This window comes from Streptomyces chartreusis (assembly GCF_008704715.1).
Taxonomy (GTDB): domain Bacteria; phylum Actinomycetota; class Actinomycetes; order Streptomycetales; family Streptomycetaceae; genus Streptomyces; species Streptomyces chartreusis.
Map to the genome: position 1 here is coordinate 1,455,218 of NZ_CP023689.1, position 14,831 is coordinate 1,470,048.

At 69.8% G+C, this 14,831-nt stretch carries 29 protein-coding genes; 5 read left to right on the top strand and 24 right to left on the bottom strand.

The window, feature by feature from the left end; genetic code table 11:
- Positions 1–5: 5 nt before the first annotated feature.
- From CP983_RS05840 to CP983_RS05895, 14 genes are all read right to left on the bottom strand, one after another.
- On the bottom strand, positions 6–194 hold the full coding sequence (locus CP983_RS05840) for a hypothetical protein (RefSeq protein WP_150498790.1): 189 nt from the start codon (positions 192–194) through the stop codon (positions 6–8).
- A 9-nt stretch (positions 195–203) separates the two neighbouring features.
- Positions 204–722: a hypothetical protein gene (locus tag CP983_RS05845; RefSeq protein WP_150498791.1), complete on the bottom strand. Its 519-nt coding sequence runs from the start codon at positions 720–722 to the stop codon at positions 204–206.
- 13 nt (positions 723–735) lie between these two features.
- Positions 736–1,371 carry a hypothetical protein gene (locus CP983_RS05850; RefSeq protein WP_150498792.1) on the bottom strand — a complete coding sequence of 212 codons (636 nt, stop codon included), beginning with the start codon at positions 1,369–1,371 and terminating at the stop codon, positions 736–738.
- 176 nt (positions 1,372–1,547) lie between these two features.
- Positions 1,548–3,614: an FtsK/SpoIIIE domain-containing protein gene (locus tag CP983_RS05855; RefSeq protein WP_150498793.1), complete on the bottom strand. Its 2,067-nt coding sequence runs from the start codon at positions 3,612–3,614 to the stop codon at positions 1,548–1,550.
- 9 nt (positions 3,615–3,623) lie between these two features.
- A complete protein-coding gene (locus tag CP983_RS05860) occupies positions 3,624–4,793 on the bottom strand; it encodes a hypothetical protein (RefSeq protein ID WP_150498794.1) in 1,170 nt (389 codons plus the stop codon).
- A 22-nt stretch (positions 4,794–4,815) separates the two neighbouring features.
- On the bottom strand, positions 4,816–5,022 hold the full coding sequence (locus CP983_RS05865) for a hypothetical protein (protein ID WP_150498795.1): 207 nt from the start codon (positions 5,020–5,022) through the stop codon (positions 4,816–4,818).
- Positions 5,023–5,387: 365 nt separating this feature from the next.
- On the bottom strand, positions 5,388–5,561 hold the full coding sequence (locus CP983_RS43860) for a hypothetical protein (protein WP_167537652.1): 174 nt from the start codon (positions 5,559–5,561) through the stop codon (positions 5,388–5,390).
- A gap of 98 nt (positions 5,562–5,659) precedes the next feature.
- Positions 5,660–6,040 (bottom strand): RapZ C-terminal domain-containing protein, encoded by a 381-nt coding sequence (locus CP983_RS05870; RefSeq protein ID WP_150498796.1) that lies wholly within the window; start codon positions 6,038–6,040, stop codon positions 5,660–5,662.
- Positions 6,040–6,216, bottom strand: coding sequence for a hypothetical protein (locus tag CP983_RS43865; RefSeq protein ID WP_167537653.1), 177 nt, complete (start codon positions 6,214–6,216; stop codon positions 6,040–6,042). Before CP983_RS43865 ends, CP983_RS05870 begins: the two co-directional genes overlap by 1 nt.
- A gap of 35 nt (positions 6,217–6,251) precedes the next feature.
- Entirely contained in the window at positions 6,252–6,449 is a 198-nt protein-coding gene (locus tag CP983_RS05875) for a hypothetical protein (protein WP_150498797.1), read from the bottom strand.
- Positions 6,450–6,500: 51 nt separating this feature from the next.
- Positions 6,501–6,908: a hypothetical protein gene (locus CP983_RS05880; RefSeq protein WP_150498798.1), complete on the bottom strand. Its 408-nt coding sequence runs from the start codon at positions 6,906–6,908 to the stop codon at positions 6,501–6,503.
- Positions 6,909–7,018: 110 nt separating this feature from the next.
- Complete coding sequence (locus CP983_RS05885) at positions 7,019–7,237, bottom strand: RNA-binding protein (RefSeq protein WP_150498799.1); 219 nt, start codon at positions 7,235–7,237, stop codon at positions 7,019–7,021.
- The gene (locus CP983_RS05890; protein ID WP_150498800.1) at positions 7,234–7,476 is read right to left on the bottom strand and encodes a hypothetical protein; all 243 of its coding nucleotides are present in this window, start codon (positions 7,474–7,476) and stop codon (positions 7,234–7,236) included. Before CP983_RS05890 ends, CP983_RS05885 begins: the two co-directional genes overlap by 4 nt.
- Positions 7,473–7,946 (bottom strand): hypothetical protein, encoded by a 474-nt coding sequence (locus tag CP983_RS05895; protein WP_150498801.1) that lies wholly within the window; start codon positions 7,944–7,946, stop codon positions 7,473–7,475. Before CP983_RS05895 ends, CP983_RS05890 begins: the two co-directional genes overlap by 4 nt.
- 215 nt (positions 7,947–8,161) lie before the next feature.
- On the opposite strand from CP983_RS05895, the gene CP983_RS05900 reads away from it, so the two are divergent.
- The 5 genes from CP983_RS05900 to CP983_RS05920 all read left to right on the top strand — a co-directional run bounded on the left by CP983_RS05900 (position 8,162) and on the right by CP983_RS05920 (position 10,489).
- Entirely contained in the window at positions 8,162–8,497 is a 336-nt protein-coding gene (locus tag CP983_RS05900; protein ID WP_150498802.1) for a hypothetical protein, read from the top strand.
- 81 nt (positions 8,498–8,578) lie between these two features.
- Complete coding sequence (locus tag CP983_RS05905; protein ID WP_150498803.1) at positions 8,579–9,217, top strand: NUDIX hydrolase; 639 nt, start codon at positions 8,579–8,581, stop codon at positions 9,215–9,217.
- Positions 9,214–9,624, top strand: coding sequence for an NUDIX hydrolase (locus CP983_RS05910; protein WP_150498804.1), 411 nt, complete (start codon positions 9,214–9,216; stop codon positions 9,622–9,624). The genes CP983_RS05905 and CP983_RS05910 overlap by 4 nt, the downstream gene beginning before the upstream one ends.
- Positions 9,625–9,780: 156 nt before the next feature.
- Positions 9,781–10,080: a hypothetical protein gene (locus CP983_RS05915; RefSeq protein ID WP_150498805.1), complete on the top strand. Its 300-nt coding sequence runs from the start codon at positions 9,781–9,783 to the stop codon at positions 10,078–10,080.
- Positions 10,081–10,243: 163 nt separating this feature from the next.
- The gene (locus tag CP983_RS05920) at positions 10,244–10,489 is read left to right on the top strand and encodes a hypothetical protein (protein WP_150498806.1); all 246 of its coding nucleotides are present in this window, start codon (positions 10,244–10,246) and stop codon (positions 10,487–10,489) included.
- 50 nt (positions 10,490–10,539) lie between these two features.
- Here CP983_RS05920 and CP983_RS05925 read toward each other — a convergent pair whose 3' ends face one another.
- From CP983_RS05925 to CP983_RS05965, 10 genes are all read right to left on the bottom strand, one after another.
- Positions 10,540–10,974 (bottom strand): hypothetical protein, encoded by a 435-nt coding sequence (locus tag CP983_RS05925; RefSeq protein ID WP_150498807.1) that lies wholly within the window; start codon positions 10,972–10,974, stop codon positions 10,540–10,542.
- Positions 10,971–11,213 carry a helix-turn-helix domain-containing protein gene (locus CP983_RS43870; protein WP_167537654.1) on the bottom strand — a complete coding sequence of 81 codons (243 nt, stop codon included), beginning with the start codon at positions 11,211–11,213 and terminating at the stop codon, positions 10,971–10,973. Before CP983_RS43870 ends, CP983_RS05925 begins: the two co-directional genes overlap by 4 nt.
- Complete coding sequence (locus tag CP983_RS43875; RefSeq protein ID WP_167537655.1) at positions 11,210–11,401, bottom strand: hypothetical protein; 192 nt, start codon at positions 11,399–11,401, stop codon at positions 11,210–11,212. Before CP983_RS43875 ends, CP983_RS43870 begins: the two co-directional genes overlap by 4 nt.
- A 160-nt stretch (positions 11,402–11,561) precedes the next feature.
- A complete protein-coding gene (locus tag CP983_RS05935) occupies positions 11,562–12,062 on the bottom strand; it encodes a hypothetical protein (RefSeq protein ID WP_150498809.1) in 501 nt (166 codons plus the stop codon).
- Complete coding sequence (locus CP983_RS05940) at positions 12,059–12,460, bottom strand: DUF7736 domain-containing protein (protein ID WP_150498810.1); 402 nt, start codon at positions 12,458–12,460, stop codon at positions 12,059–12,061. The genes CP983_RS05935 and CP983_RS05940 overlap by 4 nt, the downstream gene beginning before the upstream one ends.
- A gap of 68 nt (positions 12,461–12,528) precedes the next feature.
- Positions 12,529–13,005: a hypothetical protein gene (locus CP983_RS05945; protein ID WP_150498811.1), complete on the bottom strand. Its 477-nt coding sequence runs from the start codon at positions 13,003–13,005 to the stop codon at positions 12,529–12,531.
- 47 nt (positions 13,006–13,052) lie between these two features.
- A complete protein-coding gene (locus CP983_RS05950) occupies positions 13,053–13,352 on the bottom strand; it encodes a hypothetical protein (protein ID WP_150498812.1) in 300 nt (99 codons plus the stop codon).
- Entirely contained in the window at positions 13,349–13,636 is a 288-nt protein-coding gene (locus CP983_RS05955) for an FDXHR family putative zinc-binding protein (RefSeq protein ID WP_150498813.1), read from the bottom strand. The genes CP983_RS05950 and CP983_RS05955 overlap by 4 nt, the downstream gene beginning before the upstream one ends.
- Before the next feature lie 159 nt (positions 13,637–13,795).
- Positions 13,796–14,014 carry a hypothetical protein gene (locus CP983_RS05960; RefSeq protein ID WP_150498814.1) on the bottom strand — a complete coding sequence of 73 codons (219 nt, stop codon included), beginning with the start codon at positions 14,012–14,014 and terminating at the stop codon, positions 13,796–13,798.
- Positions 14,011–14,763, bottom strand: coding sequence for a hypothetical protein (locus CP983_RS05965; protein ID WP_150498815.1), 753 nt, complete (start codon positions 14,761–14,763; stop codon positions 14,011–14,013). The genes CP983_RS05960 and CP983_RS05965 overlap by 4 nt, the downstream gene beginning before the upstream one ends.
- Between the last annotated feature and the right edge of the window lie 68 nt (positions 14,764–14,831).

Here is a 14,831-nt window from a genome sequence, read left to right on the forward strand (position 1 = left end):
CAGGGTCAGCGGTCGATGCGGCGGGTCATGACGGCGCCGCCAACGACGGCGATCGCCAGGTATACCGCCAACCCGATGAGCATGCCGCTGGTGCTGGGGTCGCCGGGGAGTGCGATCAGAATGAGAGCGATCAGGCCCAGCAGGAGCGGACCGAGGATCACGTACATCCAATACAGGGAGTGATAGCGCTCCATCAGTTCCTCTCACTTCTCGTTGATGTTCTTGGCCCACACGGACCGGCTGTGGGTCTCGCTGTGCTGCTGGTAGACGTTGCCGCTGTAGTGCTGGTGGATCTCGGCGGGTGCCGCTTCGCCAGCCCGGCGGAGGAGGCGGGCCGCGGCGAGAGCGAGTGCGGCCAGGCCGCCGAAGAACACGCCGATCACTGTGGGGTTGGCGTAGTCGGAGGCCACCATGACGATGCCGATGCCTGCACCGGTGAGAAGGATCATCCCTCCGAAGCAGATCATGCGGACGCTGTCGTCGGTCGCCTGCTTGCTCATCGCGGCCCGGCCGGGCTGGTCGACGGGGGCTGCGGTCCCGATCTGGGTGCCGTCCTTGTGGCTGGGCAGGTCGGGGTTGTCGTAGCGGGTCTGCTGCTTCTCGCGGGTGATGGCGTCGTTGAGGGCGGCGAGCATTTCCTCGGCGCGCTCGTTGATGGTGGCGTCTCGGTGGGCCTGCCCGGCCGCGGGGGCGGTGGGCGTCGGCTCGGGCAGGACGGTCATGACGGGTGGTCTCCTAGTCGATTTCGCCGGTGCCGTGGCATACGGAGCAGCGGACGCGGGTGGCGTCGTGCAGGTGGGTGTCGAGTTGGATGTAGCCGCCGGTGCAGGCGGCGCACGGGTTGACTGGCTCGGGCGTGTAGTTGGGGTCGGGTGTTGTGCCGCCGGCCTGCCAGCCCCAGGCGGCCCCGATGGCGGCGGCTTTGGCGGCTGCAACGGTGTCGGAGGTGGCTCCGGCGACGGCGGCCTTCGCCGTCTTGATCGGCCGCTTCACTGCGCGGACGGCCTTGTTCTTGCGGCGCCGGATGGCGGGCTTGATGATCCGCTTCCAGTACACGTCGCCGGCTCGCATGAGGTCGTCGAGGATGACGTCGGGGTGGAGGGTGCCGGCGAGGACCGCGCCGCCGATCTGGATCGCGAAGGTGTCGTCGTCCTCGGCGCGTTCGCGGCCGGTGCGCACCTCGTTGATCAGCTTGAGGTGGCCGAGGGTGATGAGGGGCTCTTCCCAGCCGTGGGACTGCCAGCAGTTGCCGCGGACAGGGAGTGCGTCGATGAAGCCGACGCCGTCGAGGGTGAAGGCTTCAGAGGCGCACTCGGGGCACTGGTAGGGGTGGTCGTTGATGGTCATCTGCTGGATCTTCAGGGTGAGCATGTGGGCCTCCTTTCGGTCTGTCAGAGGTCTGTCGTGGGTGGTAAACGTGCAGGTGGGAGGTCTGCCAGAGGTCTGCCGCCGGCTGCCGCGGCCACCGGGCTGCGGCTGTACTTGGCAGACCTGCGGCAGACCTGTGGCCTGGGCTTATCCGCTGGCTGGCAGACCTGTGTCAGACCTCAAGCCGGGACATTCCGGGCGGTGATGATGTCGGTGAGGAGGTAGCCGGGGGTGCGCTCGCCGTCCGGCCCGGTGACCCGTTTGACGTCGAGGTCGACGCCGAGTCCCTCGATCTCGTCCTTGAGGAGCTTGCCGACGCGGGTGGTCCAGCCGCGGTCCGTCTCGCCGCCCTGCCGGCCGTACTTGGCGCTGTTCGTGGCGGCCAGCGCGGCGAACACTTCGGCGTTCGTCGCTCCCCCGCGGTTGGTGGCGCGGGCGATCGTCTCCAGTCGCTCCAGGAGAGTGACGCGAACGATGCGCCCGTTACCGCGCTCCCCGCCCGCGGCCGACGAGACGCCGGTCCAGGCGATGAGCTTCTCCTCGATCGGGTCGCGCCACTGGCCGGGCAACCGGCCTGCCGCCTTCCGCAGTTCGTAGCCCTCGGCGATGACCGGCGGCCGGTCGTCGTCCTCGACGAGACCCGACCGGGCGGGGATGGTGCCGGTGTCGGGGGTGGTGAACCAGCAGCGTCCTCGCTGGTCGAGCGGGATCAGGGAGGCGTCGAAGCCCTGCCCGGCCATACCGTCACCCATGATCGTGTTGGATGCCTGCGGCGACTCCGTGTTCATCGCGGCCCGAGCCACGAGATTCTGGCGCAGCCGGCCGCGCACCACGTCAACCTCCGGCACCTGTGTGGCCAGTTCCAGGAGCACACCGAGGCCGGCGCCGACAGCGGCGATCTGGCAGAGGTTCTCGACGATCTCCTCGACGAACGGGCTGGTGCCCTTGGCGGTATAGGTGGCGAGCTCGTCGATCTCGATGACCTCGATGCCGCCGATCTCTTCGATCAGGTCCTCGGTGAGCTTGGACTTGCCGCGCTCGTCGAGGAAGTCGGCCCGTCGGTCCAGGTCCTCCAGCACGGCTCGCGTGAACATCACGAGCCGCTCGGGGTTCTTCTTCACGAACGTGGCCAGCAGTGGGGCGAGGGCGTTGTGCTCGCCGGATGCCTTGCCGTCGAAGAGGCGCAGGTTGATGCGGACTTCCTTGGCCATGGCGAGGTTCAGGTTGGCGAGGAGCATGCCCTTGCCGCTGCGGGTCCGGCCGCCGATCAGCATCATCAGGTCGCGCAGGCGCATCCGGATGACGTTGCCGCGCTTGCCGAAGAGGATGGGTGCGCCGTCGTTCCACAGGTCGAGGGCGCCCTTGTGGCCGATGAGCGGCGACCTGCGGCTGACGCCGAACGGGTCCTCGCTGGCAACCCAGATCAGCAGCAACGTCTCGACACTGCCGACGCTGAGGTCGATCCAGTCGGAGTGCACGCCGAGCGCGGCGGCCACCTGCTGCTTCTTGGCGACGGCGACCGAGGCGGGAATGCCGGACGGGGTGTGGACGGCGTAGGCGATGCCGGGGCCTTCGGTGTGCGGGATTCCGACACCGCGGATCTCGTCGCCGCGCTTCTCCGGCACAGCCCCGGCCTCGACGAGGACGCGCCGCATCGTCTCCTCGCCCAGGTGACTGGTGCGGGTCGGGCCCTGAATCGGCTTCACCGCGGGCTCGGCGGGCCGGCCGAAGCAGGCGCCGACGACGATGTAGGCGAGCGTCATGAGGAGCTGTACCCACCAGCTGCCGAGCAGGAAGGCGGCGCTGGTGCCGCCGACGATGATGAGCCCGCTAATTCCGGTGCGAATCCAGTGCCGCTTCTTGTGGGCCTTGTACTCGGCGCGGCGCACATCGACGAGCGCCTTGTACTTGGCTTCGTCGGCGGGCTTGCCCTTGGAGGCGCGCAGCATCAGCTTGGCGGTGGCAATCTGCTGCCGGTAGTCGTCGTGCCGCGCCTCCCACCAGCGAAGGCACAGGCGCCGGTATCCGCGCAGCGACCAGCCGAGGTAGTAGGGGCTGTGGGTGGCGTGGAAGCGGATCGCGTCGACCGTGTTGTCGGCGGCGTACACGGCCCACTGGCGGAGCTGCTCGCCGGACAGCATCCACCCCGGGCGGGGGCGCTTCTCGAACTCGAAGACGGTGGCCGTCTCGGGGGTGTTCTCGACGAGGGTCAGCGGCGGACGCTCGTCACTCAGCGGGGTAGCCATCTGATGCTCCTAGTGGTGGCCGTTGACGACGGTGTGCTTGCGGGCGGTGTCGGCGGCCTGGGTCCTGGCGAGGGGGTGGAAGGGCAGCGCGTCGCCCTTGCTGCGGCGGTGCGGCGGGGGCTGCCGACGGGCCCCCTTGGCGGGCTTCTCGGATACCTTCGTCTGGGCAGGGGGGAGATCGGTAACGACCTGCGGCTTTCCGGTCACTCCGAGTGCCTTCGCGGGAGGCGTCGGGAGCACGTACCTCAGCGACTCTGCCGGGGACTTCGCCGGGCGGCGGAGCAGGTCGAGGATCCGCTGCCGGATCGTCTTCGCGTCGAGCTCCACCTGCTCCATCGCAGCGTCGAGGGCGGAGGACGACCGGACCGCATAGGCGTGCAGCCTGGGGGTCATGCCCAGCCGGTCGGTTCCGTGCACGATCGACCACGCCTGTGCCCACGCGTCCTCGAACTTGAGGGCGCCGTAGGGGGCTGCGGAGATGAGGCGGTCCGCGATGTCGGCAACAGTCTTGTGGTGCCGGCGGCGCCGCTTCTCGTGCACGGCGCGCGCCTTCTCCTCGGCTCGCTTCTTGGGGTCGATGGCGGCGGCGGTGAGGGTGAGGACCCACTGACGGACTTCGAAGAACAGTGGCCCGAGCATGGTGACGGCGGCCAAGCCCCAGCCGACCGCGGCAGCGTCCGATGCGGACAGGCCGTGGCCTTGCAGGCTTAGCCCGTACCCGTAGTTGATGTTCGCGGCGTATCCGGCGGCACCCATGGACAGCCCGCGCAGCAACCAGCGCACCCAGACCGGCAGCTTCCGCTCGTCGGCGTAGGCGACACCTGCCGCCATCACCCAGGCCGCGCCTTCGAGGGCAGGCCCGATCGGGAACAGCATCCAGTGCAGCGTGACGAAGTGGATGATCTGCGCGGGCAGCGACGCCAACGCGGACAGGGTCACCAGGCCGAGCGTGCCCTTGCGGTACACGTTGCCGGGGGTGAGGGTCTTCTCCCGGCGGGCGGCGCGGGCCTGACGGCGCTGCGCCTTTTCCCGGCGGGCCTGGGCCTTGATCTCGCGGGCTTCGTCTCGGTCTTTGCGGCGTTCGTCGCGACGCAGCTTGGCTCGGTGCTCGTCGTCACGGCGGCGCTCCGTGGCGTCAGCGGCCTTGTCGGCGCGACGCTCTTCTCGCCAGCTGGTCACGGTGATCGGTTTCCTCTCGGGTTCAGGCGGTGGCGGGCTTGGTGGTGTTGGTCCGGTGGCGCAGTTCCCAGGCGACGGCGGCGGCGCCGAGCAGCACGATCGCGGGGATCTTGCTGGCGATGACGCCGGCGCCGGTGACGGCCAGGCCGATCGGTGCAGCGGCAGCCGGCCAGGCGCCGACGACGAGCAGGAAGATCGCAAGCAGCGACCAGAGGATCAGACGGAGCATGACGGCCTCTCAGGGCAGTTGATGCGGACGGTGGGTGGTGCTGGCCGGTTCTCCTTGCCGCCCGGCCGGGGTGGGCCGGGCGACGCGGACAGCCGGTCAGCCCTCGTCGTCGTTGGTGGGCTGCTGCGGGAGCTGCATGGAGAAGGTGACGGTGTAGTCGCCGTCGTCCTCAATCTCGATCTCGCTACCGGTGTTCGGGTTGATGGCCATGAGGAGTCCTCTCGGTTCGGTGGGTGGTTGGGTTGGTGCTGGTCGTGCTCGGGGCCGCCCCGCGCGGGGGTTTCGCGGGGCGACCTCGGGCCCGGCCAGAAGCCGGGGTGCCGTGGCGGCGGGAGGGGAACTGCCGCCACGGCGGACTGGAAGGCTCAGCGGTCCTTCTGCTTGGCGTCGGCGATCGCACCGGCGATCATCGCTTCGACGCTGTCGGAGCCGTGGCGCTGGATGGCCTTGAGGTAGTCGTATTCGGCGCTGGTGTCCTGCACCTTGTTCGGGTCGTAGTCGCCACGGTGCGGGTCGCGGTCTGCCCACTTGTTCGCCATGAGAGCTCTCCTTGATCGATGGATTCGGTTGGGTGGTGCAAGCGCCCTCGCCCGCTGTCGAGGCGTAGACCCAGTGGCGGTCTGGCGGGGGCTGGTGGTCACCGCTGGACGACGGGCTTGTCCAGGTCGCGGTGGTGGATGATCACGGCGTGTCCGGCGTCGATCAGGCGTGAGGCGAGGGCCCGTGCGAACGTCGGCGCCCGATGCCGGCCGCCTGCACATCCGTCGGCGACGGTGACCGTGCTGGCGGACGGGCCGGCGGCGAACGCTGTGACCGCTGCTGCGGTGGCCTCCACCAGCGCCCGGATTCCGGGCGTTCCCAGCACTGCCCGCCTGACCGGCTCGTCGTTCGCCGTCATGTAGCGGAGTTCCGGGGAGACGTGCGGGTCGCGGAAGTGGTGCCGCAGGTCGATGACCAGGTCCGCGGTGGGTGGGGCGTCGTGGAGGTAGCCGAAGCTGGTGATCTCGACCGTGGCCATCACGCCGCCTCCGACCGCAGCTGCTCGGCGGTGAACGTCGGGAACCCGAGCAGGTGGTCCACCGCGAGCTCGCGCAGCCCGGCCACCTGCCACCGGCCATCCGCCGGCGGGTACGTGTTCGCGACCGTCCCCGTGCGACCGACCAGACCGGGCAGGTTCGGGGCGGACAGGACCATGACCGGCTCGTCACGTCGGAACGCGTGGCCCGCCATCACGCGGCTGCCTCGTAGTCGAGGGCGGCCAGCTCGTCGACGAGGAGGACAAGTTCGTCGGCCAGGGACGGCTCGAACGGGTGCTCCCGGTCGTAGGCGGTCGCGGCGGCCATCACCTCGGCGATCCAGGCCTGACTTCCGGAGTCGAAGGCGGCACGGTACTCGGCCAGGAACGCGGTACGGGTCTGCGTAGACATCGTGGATCACGGGCCCTCTCGGGTCAGTAGGTGCAGGTGGGTGGTGCGGGGTCAGCGGGTGTAGGCCTGGGCGCGGCACGTCTCGGCGTGCGCCTGCGCCCACTCACGGGCCTTCTGGACCAGCGGCATGGCCGCATCGCTGGTCTCGTCGGCGTTGTCGTCCAACGCGACCGGCTCGGCGAACGGCTCCTCGTGCTTCGGGTCGACGCAGCCGTAGCCGTTGCACATGGCGGACGCCCCGGCCGAGACGATGCGGTCGTTGCTCGGGTAGCGCTTCTGCTCGAACTTGACCAGCCCGCGCACCTCAACGGTGGCGCCAGCCTGGTTGCTGAACCGGCCGACCACCTCGTGCGAGGTGTAGAACTCGGTCGAGTACCTGCCGCCGAGCTGCTTGCGGTGCTCGCGGATCAGCTCGGCCATGGCCTCGGCCGGGTCCGGGGCGGTCTGGGTGTACGGCATGGAAGCCCTCCAGGGCAGCGAAAGGTCAGATGGGTGGTGCGGAGTTGGAAGCCGCGGGCGGAGAGACGGGGGGATAGTCGTCGATCGCCGCCCGCGGCGGTCTAGGGGTCCTACTTGGGCAGGGGGTGCTCGCTGCGGTCGTTCACCACGCGGAGCCGGCGCATCATGCGGTCGTAGTTGACGAAGCCAGTTCCGAGCCGCTGCCCGGTCTCAACATCGGTGACCGCAACCCGCAGCAGCGGGCCCGCCTGCGGCGCCTCGGCCACCTGCCGGACTACTTCGTCCGCCTTCGCCTGCGCGGCCATCAGGCGCTCCAGCTCGCCGCTCACGACGCGGCCTCGATGATGACGAGGTACGAGTCGGAGTCGAGGTCCATGACGACGCGGGCCGGGACACCGTCGCGGCGACGGTCGGCGGCGAACTCCTCCGCCGGCCAGGAGCCGCGCGGCGCGGACGCCGGGAACCGCTCCAGAACCTTGCGGGCCAGCTTCGGGGTGCGGGCCGTGCGGACCGGGCCCTGCGCCGCGAGACGGGCTGCGGCGTCGGCCGGGGAAAGGGCGGTCGTCACGACGCCACCGCCAGAGTGCGGGCGGCCTCAGCGATCTGAGCGAACGGAACCCGCAGGTTCAGGCCCTGAATGCTTTCGGCGGAGACCCCGGTGATGACCTGGAACACGTCATACACGTCGCGCATGACCGCCGCGTAGACGTCCCTGGCGGCCTCGTCGGCTGCCCGGTACGCCGCGTTCCTGGCCCTCCAGCTGGCCGGGTCGGCCACGTTGAGGAGGCGGTTGTTGGCGAGGCGCCCCAGTCGGTCGACCTCGTCGTCGATGGCGCGAAGGTTGTAGATCGGGCGGGCGTGGATCCGGAGCACGTTCAGCAGCCGGAAGCCCTCGATCGCGCCGTTCTGCCGGTGCGAGCGGGACGCCCAGGCGCCGACAGCGGCGACCAGGCGGTCCGCAGCCTCGGCGGCCGACGGAAGCGGGGACGTGCCCGTGTGCTCGGCGCCCTGGAGCGCCGGTACGATCTCAGTAGCCATGAGGGGACCCTTCAGAGATTCCTCGTGGTGAGGCCCTGGCCTGGGAGTGGAGTCCCGGTGCTGGGGCCGTTTTCGTTTGTGTGGTGCGGCCGGTGGAGCGGTCGCTGAGGCTCCCGGCGGTGGAGCGCCGTTCGCTTCAACACCATCCTGAAGGCAGTCTGAGGGTCTGTCAACACCGTCTTGAGAACTGGCGTGTTGACTCCTACTCTGACCTCATGACAGATGCGTTCACGGAGTCCCTGGAGGCGAAAGTCGCCGAAGTCGCAGCCATTGACGATCTGCTCGCCCGAGGGCGCGCCGCACTCGAAGCCCGGCAGAAACTGGCGGAGCGCGACCAAGACCTCTACGCGATTCAGCAGGCCGCCATCCAAGGGCTGCGCCAGGGCCGCACGTGGGCCGAAGTCGGAGAACTCTTCGGGCGCAGCTACGGCTGGGCCGAAGGCATCGCCAAGGGGCGGAGCGCGAAACGCGGCAAGAAGAACCATGCCGCCGAGTCAACGCCTCGCGCGGGCGCGGCAGAAGGACACGACCCCGACGCCGATCAGCCGTAACAGCAACACCTAGACACGGCGGCGCCACCAAGTGGACACCGCCCCGCCAGACCCGAGCGCAGCGAGCACGGGAGCCCGATAGTGGACGTCGTCGGCACATGGACCGGCCGCACAGCATGCCTTCTGCAGGAGGCGATGCGGATGACGAACGAGGCGTTCGGTGAACGCCTCGGGATCTCACCGCGCACCATCACCCGGTGGCACCAGGCACCGGAGATGGTCCATCGAACCGAGGTTCAACAGATCCTCGACACGGCATACGAACAGGCGGGTGAGGCGGTGCAGCGACGGTTCGCGCTCTTGATGCGCCCAGCCGAGCCACGCATGGAAGCGCAGGCGCTGCGGGTAGCGATAGCCGTCGTGCTGCGAGGAGACGAAGTCCTACTGGTTTGCCGGCGCGGGGACGGTGAACTGCGGTGGCAGTTCCCGGCCGGCATGGTCAAGCCGGGCACCGACCCGGCGACGACCGCGGTCCAGGAGACGCACGGCGAGACCGGCGTCCACTGCGCCGTCCGCGAGTATCTCGGCGAGCGCATCCACCCCGTTACCGGCGTGATTGCCGAGTACCACCTCTGCGACTACCTGGCCGGTGACACCTCGAACCGTGACCCCGTGGAGAACGTCGACGTGGCCTGGGTGCCGCGGGCCACGGTCACCCGCTTCATCCCGCACAGCCAGATCTACCCGCCCATCCTGAACGTCCTGGAGGTAGCTGCATGACCGAGACCACGACCGAGAAGCCGGGCATCTCCGCCGCGATCATCGTCTCCGAGGGTCGCGTGCTGATGGTCCGTCGCCGGATCTCCGAGGGCGAGCTCATGTGGCAGTTCCCCGCGGGCGCCATTGAGGCTGGCGAGGCCGCGGAAGTGGCCGCTGTGCGGGAGACCGTCGAGGAGACGGGGCTCGTCGTCGCGGCGACCAAGCTGCTCGGCGAGCGCGTGCACCCGAAGACCGGCCGGCTCATGTCGTACACGGCGTGCGAGGTGCTGCAGGGCGAGGCGAAGGTCGCGGACGAGGAGGAGCTGGACGCGGTCGCCTGGGTCGCCCACTCGGAGATCAAGGACTACGTGCCCTATGGCCTGTACGGGCCGGTGCAGGAGTACCTCGACGAGGCCCTGCCGCACTGAGATGAATCCGTAACAGTAGGGGCCGATTGACCACTCCGCCCTCACCTACGGTTGGCCCCTGACACGCGAACGGCCCGGTGCTGTGAACACCGGGCCCGTTCTACCAGCGGGTTCAGGCCCGCCGATCTGGTAACCCACCCGGGAAGGAAGGGAACCTTGCAACAGCTTACCCACGCCGCCTTAGAGCGGCCCGTGAAATCCCCCACTGTCGACCGCCTGCTCGACGCACCCCTCGATGATCTGCTCGCCGAGTTCGGTGTGGCCGTCCGCGTCCTCGACTGCGACCGGGCCTTTACCGGCGGCGCGGCAGTTCGAGAGGACGGCTCGCTCCTGTTTGTGAAGCCGGCCGGGCGTCCGGCGGTCGAGTGGGAGTTGATGGCGCGCGCCCTGCTCGGCAAGGCGCTCCGGGTGCCACTGCCGGAACTTCCGGAGGCGTATCAGCTGACAGAGATGTAGCTCCGCCAACGTCGCTGGAGGCGCCCCGCGTCTGATCATCCGTCTCATGAGCACCGTCCGTGTTGCACGGGCGGTGTTCTGCGTTGTGCGCCCTTGTGCCGCCTCTCCCCTGCCGTGACGGTGTCCATTCAGCGGGGTGGCGTTCGACGTCAGGGGGATCTGCATGGCGCGTAGGTGGGATGACGTGGCGGGCCGGCTGCTGCTGCGGCTGGCGGTGGTACTGCACCGGACGGTGGCGGGTGCTGCTGCGCGGGAGCGGTTGCAGGCCCGCAGGAACAGAGCGCTGCGGGCGGCGTATCGGCGGGGTGTGTCGGTGGATGAGCTGGCCGCGCAGCTGCGGCTGTCACCGGGCTGGGTACGGCAAGTGCTCGCCGGCAAGAGGCCGCCGGCGGTGGAGGAAGCCGCGTAGTCCGCACGCATCGAAGGCGCCACCCCGCCGGAATCGGGGTGGCGCCTTCGTCATTCGCCTGCCTTCTCCAGTGGCCAGCGCCGGTCGTTGGCGGCGACCTCGCGAACGCTGGGGCCGGTGTCGTGGGGCGCACCCTTGCGCGGCCAGCTGCTGATGCCTTCGACGTGGCGGCCGTCGTGTCCGGCGGGAAGTCCGCAGCGTTGGGTGCCGAGGCTGTTCGCGGCGTCGTTGGGAGCTCCGCATGCGGCGGTGGGCTGCCTGTCGGCGATCTCCAGGCGGATGGCGGAGCAGAGGTCACGGACGGCGGAGGCGAGTTCGTGGATGGCGCCTGCGGTGAGCTCACTGCTGCCGGGCTGGATGTGTTGCTGGCGGATGTAATTGTCTCCGCGCCAGGAGATGACCGTGCCGTCCTTGCTGGCGAAGATCTCGGGGCCGAGGACGGTGACGTCACCGTCGTCGTAGGGGTAGCGGGTCTGCTCGCTCATGCGGCTACCTCTCTCTGCTGGTCGGGGATGTGGATTTGGTGGATGCCTAGTTCGCCGACGGCGAGGGCGATGGCGACGGCTTGGGCGCGGTCGGCGGCGCCGAGCCGGCGGTAGGCGGCGGTGAGGATCTCGCCGACGGAGTGGGTTGTGACGCCTCGCCAGGTGGCGATTTCCTGGTTGCTGTTGCCGTTCGCGGCGAGGAGGAGAACCTCGCGTTGCCGGCTGGTCAGGGATCTCACGGCTGCCTCCGTCGGTGTCCGGGTTGGGTGATGACGTGTCCGCGGGTGTCGAGGAGTCCGTCGGCTTGGGCGAGGAGTCGTAGCGCCCGCCGGAGGACGGATCGCAGGGGTTCGCGGCGGCGGCTGTAGGCGGCGAGGATGGCGGCGGATTGGTCGTCGGGCTGCCAGCGCAGCGGCGGGCGGGTCATGTCGGCCTCCTGCGGATGGCGCCGATCCATGCGGGTCCGACGCGTATGGCGCAGAGGGCTGCGAGTGGCCAGCGGTTGCGGCGGAGGTGGCGTCGGTGGGGGCAGTTGAGGGCGGCGTGTTCCCACGCGTCGTAGTGGCGGGCGAGGGCGCGGGCGGCTCTCACGGCAGGTCGCCTGTCGGCATGGTGTCGGTGCGGGCGGGCTTGGGCCGGATGTCGGGTGCGGGTGTGCACCAGGGGCAGCTGTCGATGGTGCGGCCTTTGTGCTCTTCGGCGTGGACGGACTGGCGGCAGATGCACGGGCTGAGCGGGGGCTGCGGGTCGGCGCCGTTGATCTGGCGGGCTGCGGCGAGTGCCGGGGCGAGCCAGTGGGCGGTTTCGTCGAGGTCGAGTCCGTGCCGGGTGACGGCGTCGCACGTCTCGGCTGTGGTGCGCAGCATGTGCGCGTAGCAGGCGTCGAGGTCGGGGTATTCGACGGCGAGGCTCGGGGACGTGTCGGTCGCGGGCGCCAGCGTGTCGGCTGCCGCTCGGAGTTCCTCGGCGGGTGTCGCCGCGGCTTTGGCGTCCCGATAGCTGGTGCCGCAGTTCCGGCAGTTGCCGATCTGGTCGACGGGCTGCGGGTACGGGTCGGGGAAACTGTGGGTGCAGGCGGGTGTGGTCATCGCTGCTCACCGCCGTCCGGGACCGGCATGGCGTACACCTTCTCGGCGCCGATCTTGTCGCAGAGTTCCTCGATCGGGTTGCGGTGTTCCCAGGCGTCGGGCGGGAGCGGGGCGACCGGGAGGTGCTGGCCGTGCTGCCGTTCGGTGTCGGAGAGCCAGGCCATGAGGTCGGGTGCGTCGATGTCGTCGGGCGGGGCAACGTCGGTCAGTTGCGGGTGCTGGGCGAGGAGTGCTTTCCCGCAGGCGTCGGCGGCGCGCGGGATTTGGTGGGTCATGAGGTTGTCGCCGGTCATCCAGTTGGCGATGTCGTAGACGCCTTCCATGTGGCGGCTGCTGAGGAGGCGACCGGTGGTCATGGTGAGGATGTCGGCGAGGGCGAAGTCGCGGGTGTCGGTCATGGTGTGCTCCTTGAAGGTCCGGCCCGGGGTGGGCGGGCCGGACGGCGGGGGTGGGATCAGGCGGTGGGTTAGCCCCAGTACGAGCACAGGAGCCAGCGCGGCTGCTCCTGGGTGGGGCGGAGTTCGAGGGCCTCAAGCGCGGCCCTCAGCTTGGCGTCGGCTCCGGCCTGCTCCGTCTCGGCTTGAAGGGCGGCGAAGTCGATCTCCTTGGCGTCGCCCCGGTAGGCGGTGATGCTCTTGGCGGTGAGCAGGTACATCGGGTAGTCGCCGGAGCAGTGGAATTCGAGCTCGACGCCGAGCCGGGCTTCCGCCTCGCGCTTGCGGTCGTAGTAGCCGTCGGCGCTCCAGTCCGTCTCGGTGAAGCCGACGGAGGCGAGGAGGCGGAGCTCGACGTCGGTTCCGAAGTCGGCGTCGTCGCTTTCGGATTGGTGCCAGCTGAGGGTGGGGAGTTCGCCGTACTCGCCGACGCCGCGGACGAGCCAGCCTCCGTCGTCGCTGCCGAGGTGGTAGCCGTAGACGAGCATGGCGTTGGTGGACATTCCCATGGTCAGTTCTCCTTGATCGGTTGAGTGTTGGCCCACGAAGGCGCAGGTCAGGCGGTGGGGGTCCACTTGGGGCAGTGGCTGATCGGGAAGGTGGCGCCTGCTGGCGCGGCGTCGATGTCGCAGGCTTCCGGGTAGTCGCCGCAGGCGCACCACTCGCCGGGGTTGCAGGACTCGCCCTGGGTGGCGGGCAGATGGTGCTGGCAGGTCTTGCAGTTGCGGAGTGCCGGGTTGCGCCAGCAGCGCGTCATGTGGTCCTGCACGGCTGTGGCGCTGGCGCGGGTGTGGCGGCGGCAGAACGGGCACTGGTGGCGGGTGACGACGATCGGGGCGGGGAGGTCGACGGTCATGCGGCTGCCGCCTCCTCGTTGCTGGCGTTGAACCACTGTTCGCCGCCGGGGTTTTGCCACATGACGCCGTAGGGCTTGTCGACGAGGACGAGGCCGACGGTGGCGGGGTCGGCACAGTGGCGGTCTATGCCGTGGCGGCCTTGGCGGTGCTTGTCGGCGGCGCTGTCGCAGCTGAAGGTTCGGCAGCAGGCGGGGCAGTGGGCGCGGCTGAGGCCGGTCCACCAGCCGCCGCATTTGGGGTGGCGGACGGCGGTGTACGGGAGTTGGGTCTTCGGGGTTGTCATTTCCTGCTCCGATTCGGTCGCTGGGTTCTTGTGAGACGGCCTGTGGGGGGTGGGTGAGTGTGACGGCCTCGGGAGGGGGGTCGAGGCCGTCAGGGAGTTAACCGGCGGGTAACTAGGCAGCGACCGCGACGACGAGCACGACGAACACGACGGCGGGGGTCACCAGTCGGCCGCGATCGTGTACGCGGTCGTCACCCGAACCAGCCGGTACCGGCACGTCGGGTTGGTGGCACGGCGCTCGGCCAAGAACGCCTCAGCCCTCTTGCGGCCGAAGAGGTTGCCCGTGTGGTCGTGCCAGGGGTCTCGCGGCTTATGCTGGATCTGGAGCAGCCAGGACACCTCATCCGGGCGCTCACGCTTGCCGACCGGTCGCGTCACGACTGCGCCCCGTCCTGCCGCGCCCCGGCGGCGGGCTCGGTGGGCGGCCGTCCGTTGAGGAGGTCGCGCATGTCGCGCTGCGCCTCCCGGTAGCCGTCACCGAATCCACTGCGGGCGGTGACGACGTCGCTCGTCACCCACTCTCGGACGCGAACGAGTGCGGCTTGGTCGCGGCCTGCTTGTGCGGCGAGTGCGACGTGCGCACGCTTCAGGGCGCTGGGCTGCGCCTCGGTGTCGGCCGGTGTCTCGCCAGCCAACCGGCGCAACTCGGCCTGCTCGGCGTCCGCGACAGTCATGACGGCCTTGAGCATCTCGTCGGCAGCCGAGTCCAGAGTCCCGGCGGCGTCAGGCCCCAACAGGGCTGCCGCGTACCGCTCACGGCGCTCAGCGGCGGCCCGGGTGTCTGCCGTGCCGTACAGCACCCGGCCGGCAGGCAGCACGGGCAGGACCGCGTCGGCGCAGCAGTCGTACTCGTCGGCGGGCACCTGGTCACCGAGGTGCACCACGCCGTGCTCGCGCATCGTGGCGGCGATGCGGTCGCGCAGGGCGTCCCGGTCCACGGGCGGCACGGCGGCAGGCTCCTCGGCGAGGACCTCACACATGCCGCACCTGAACGCGGGCGGCTGGACGTCACCCCGGGCCAGGATGCACGTCTCTCGGTGGATGTCGCGGGCGCGCTGAAGCAGATCGATCGCGCGCACCCGGTAGGCGCGCAGGTTCTGGTCGGTGGTCGGGTCGGGCTGGTTCATGCGTCGTCTCCTCGGGACAGGTCGGATACGGTCGGGGTGCGCCCCCGCTGCTTCCTTCAGCGGGGGCG

Coding starts and splice junctions, on each gene's coding strand:
- CP983_RS05845 (WP_150498791.1), bottom strand. CDS start 722: ATGACCGTCCTGCCCGAGCCGACGCCCACCGCCCCCGCGGCCGGGCAG.
- CP983_RS05925 (WP_150498807.1), bottom strand. CDS start 10,974: ATGAGCGAGCAGACCCGCTACCCCTACGACGACGGTGACGTCACCGTC.
- CP983_RS05855 (WP_150498793.1), bottom strand. CDS start 3,614: ATGGCTACCCCGCTGAGTGACGAGCGTCCGCCGCTGACCCTCGTCGAG.
- CP983_RS05950 (WP_150498812.1), bottom strand. CDS start 13,352: ATGACCGTCGACCTCCCCGCCCCGATCGTCGTCACCCGCCACCAGTGC.
- CP983_RS05910 (WP_150498804.1), top strand. CDS start 9,214: ATGACCGAGACCACGACCGAGAAGCCGGGCATCTCCGCCGCGATCATC.
- CP983_RS05840 (WP_150498790.1), bottom strand. CDS start 194: ATGGAGCGCTATCACTCCCTGTATTGGATGTACGTGATCCTCGGTCCG.
- CP983_RS05945 (WP_150498811.1), bottom strand. CDS start 13,005: ATGGGAATGTCCACCAACGCCATGCTCGTCTACGGCTACCACCTCGGC.
- CP983_RS05875 (WP_150498797.1), bottom strand. CDS start 6,449: ATGTCTACGCAGACCCGTACCGCGTTCCTGGCCGAGTACCGTGCCGCC.
- CP983_RS05850 (WP_150498792.1), bottom strand. CDS start 1,371: ATGCTCACCCTGAAGATCCAGCAGATGACCATCAACGACCACCCCTAC.
- CP983_RS05900 (WP_150498802.1), top strand. CDS start 8,162: ATGACAGATGCGTTCACGGAGTCCCTGGAGGCGAAAGTCGCCGAAGTC.
- CP983_RS43875 (WP_167537655.1), bottom strand. CDS start 11,401: ATGACCCGCCCGCCGCTGCGCTGGCAGCCCGACGACCAATCCGCCGCC.
- CP983_RS05870 (WP_150498796.1), bottom strand. CDS start 6,040: ATGGCCACGGTCGAGATCACCAGCTTCGGCTACCTCCACGACGCCCCA.
- CP983_RS43865 (WP_167537653.1), bottom strand. CDS start 6,216: ATGGTCCTGTCCGCCCCGAACCTGCCCGGTCTGGTCGGTCGCACGGGG.
- CP983_RS05955 (WP_150498813.1), bottom strand. CDS start 13,636: ATGACAACCCCGAAGACCCAACTCCCGTACACCGCCGTCCGCCACCCC.
- CP983_RS05865 (WP_150498795.1), bottom strand. CDS start 5,022: ATGCTCCGTCTGATCCTCTGGTCGCTGCTTGCGATCTTCCTGCTCGTC.
- CP983_RS05920 (WP_150498806.1), top strand. CDS start 10,244: ATGGCGCGTAGGTGGGATGACGTGGCGGGCCGGCTGCTGCTGCGGCTG.
- CP983_RS05895 (WP_150498801.1), bottom strand. CDS start 7,946: ATGGCTACTGAGATCGTACCGGCGCTCCAGGGCGCCGAGCACACGGGC.
- CP983_RS05880 (WP_150498798.1), bottom strand. CDS start 6,908: ATGCCGTACACCCAGACCGCCCCGGACCCGGCCGAGGCCATGGCCGAG.
- CP983_RS43860 (WP_167537652.1), bottom strand. CDS start 5,561: ATGGCGAACAAGTGGGCAGACCGCGACCCGCACCGTGGCGACTACGAC.
- CP983_RS05940 (WP_150498810.1), bottom strand. CDS start 12,460: ATGACCGACACCCGCGACTTCGCCCTCGCCGACATCCTCACCATGACC.
- CP983_RS05965 (WP_150498815.1), bottom strand. CDS start 14,763: ATGAACCAGCCCGACCCGACCACCGACCAGAACCTGCGCGCCTACCGG.
- CP983_RS05935 (WP_150498809.1), bottom strand. CDS start 12,062: ATGACCACACCCGCCTGCACCCACAGTTTCCCCGACCCGTACCCGCAG.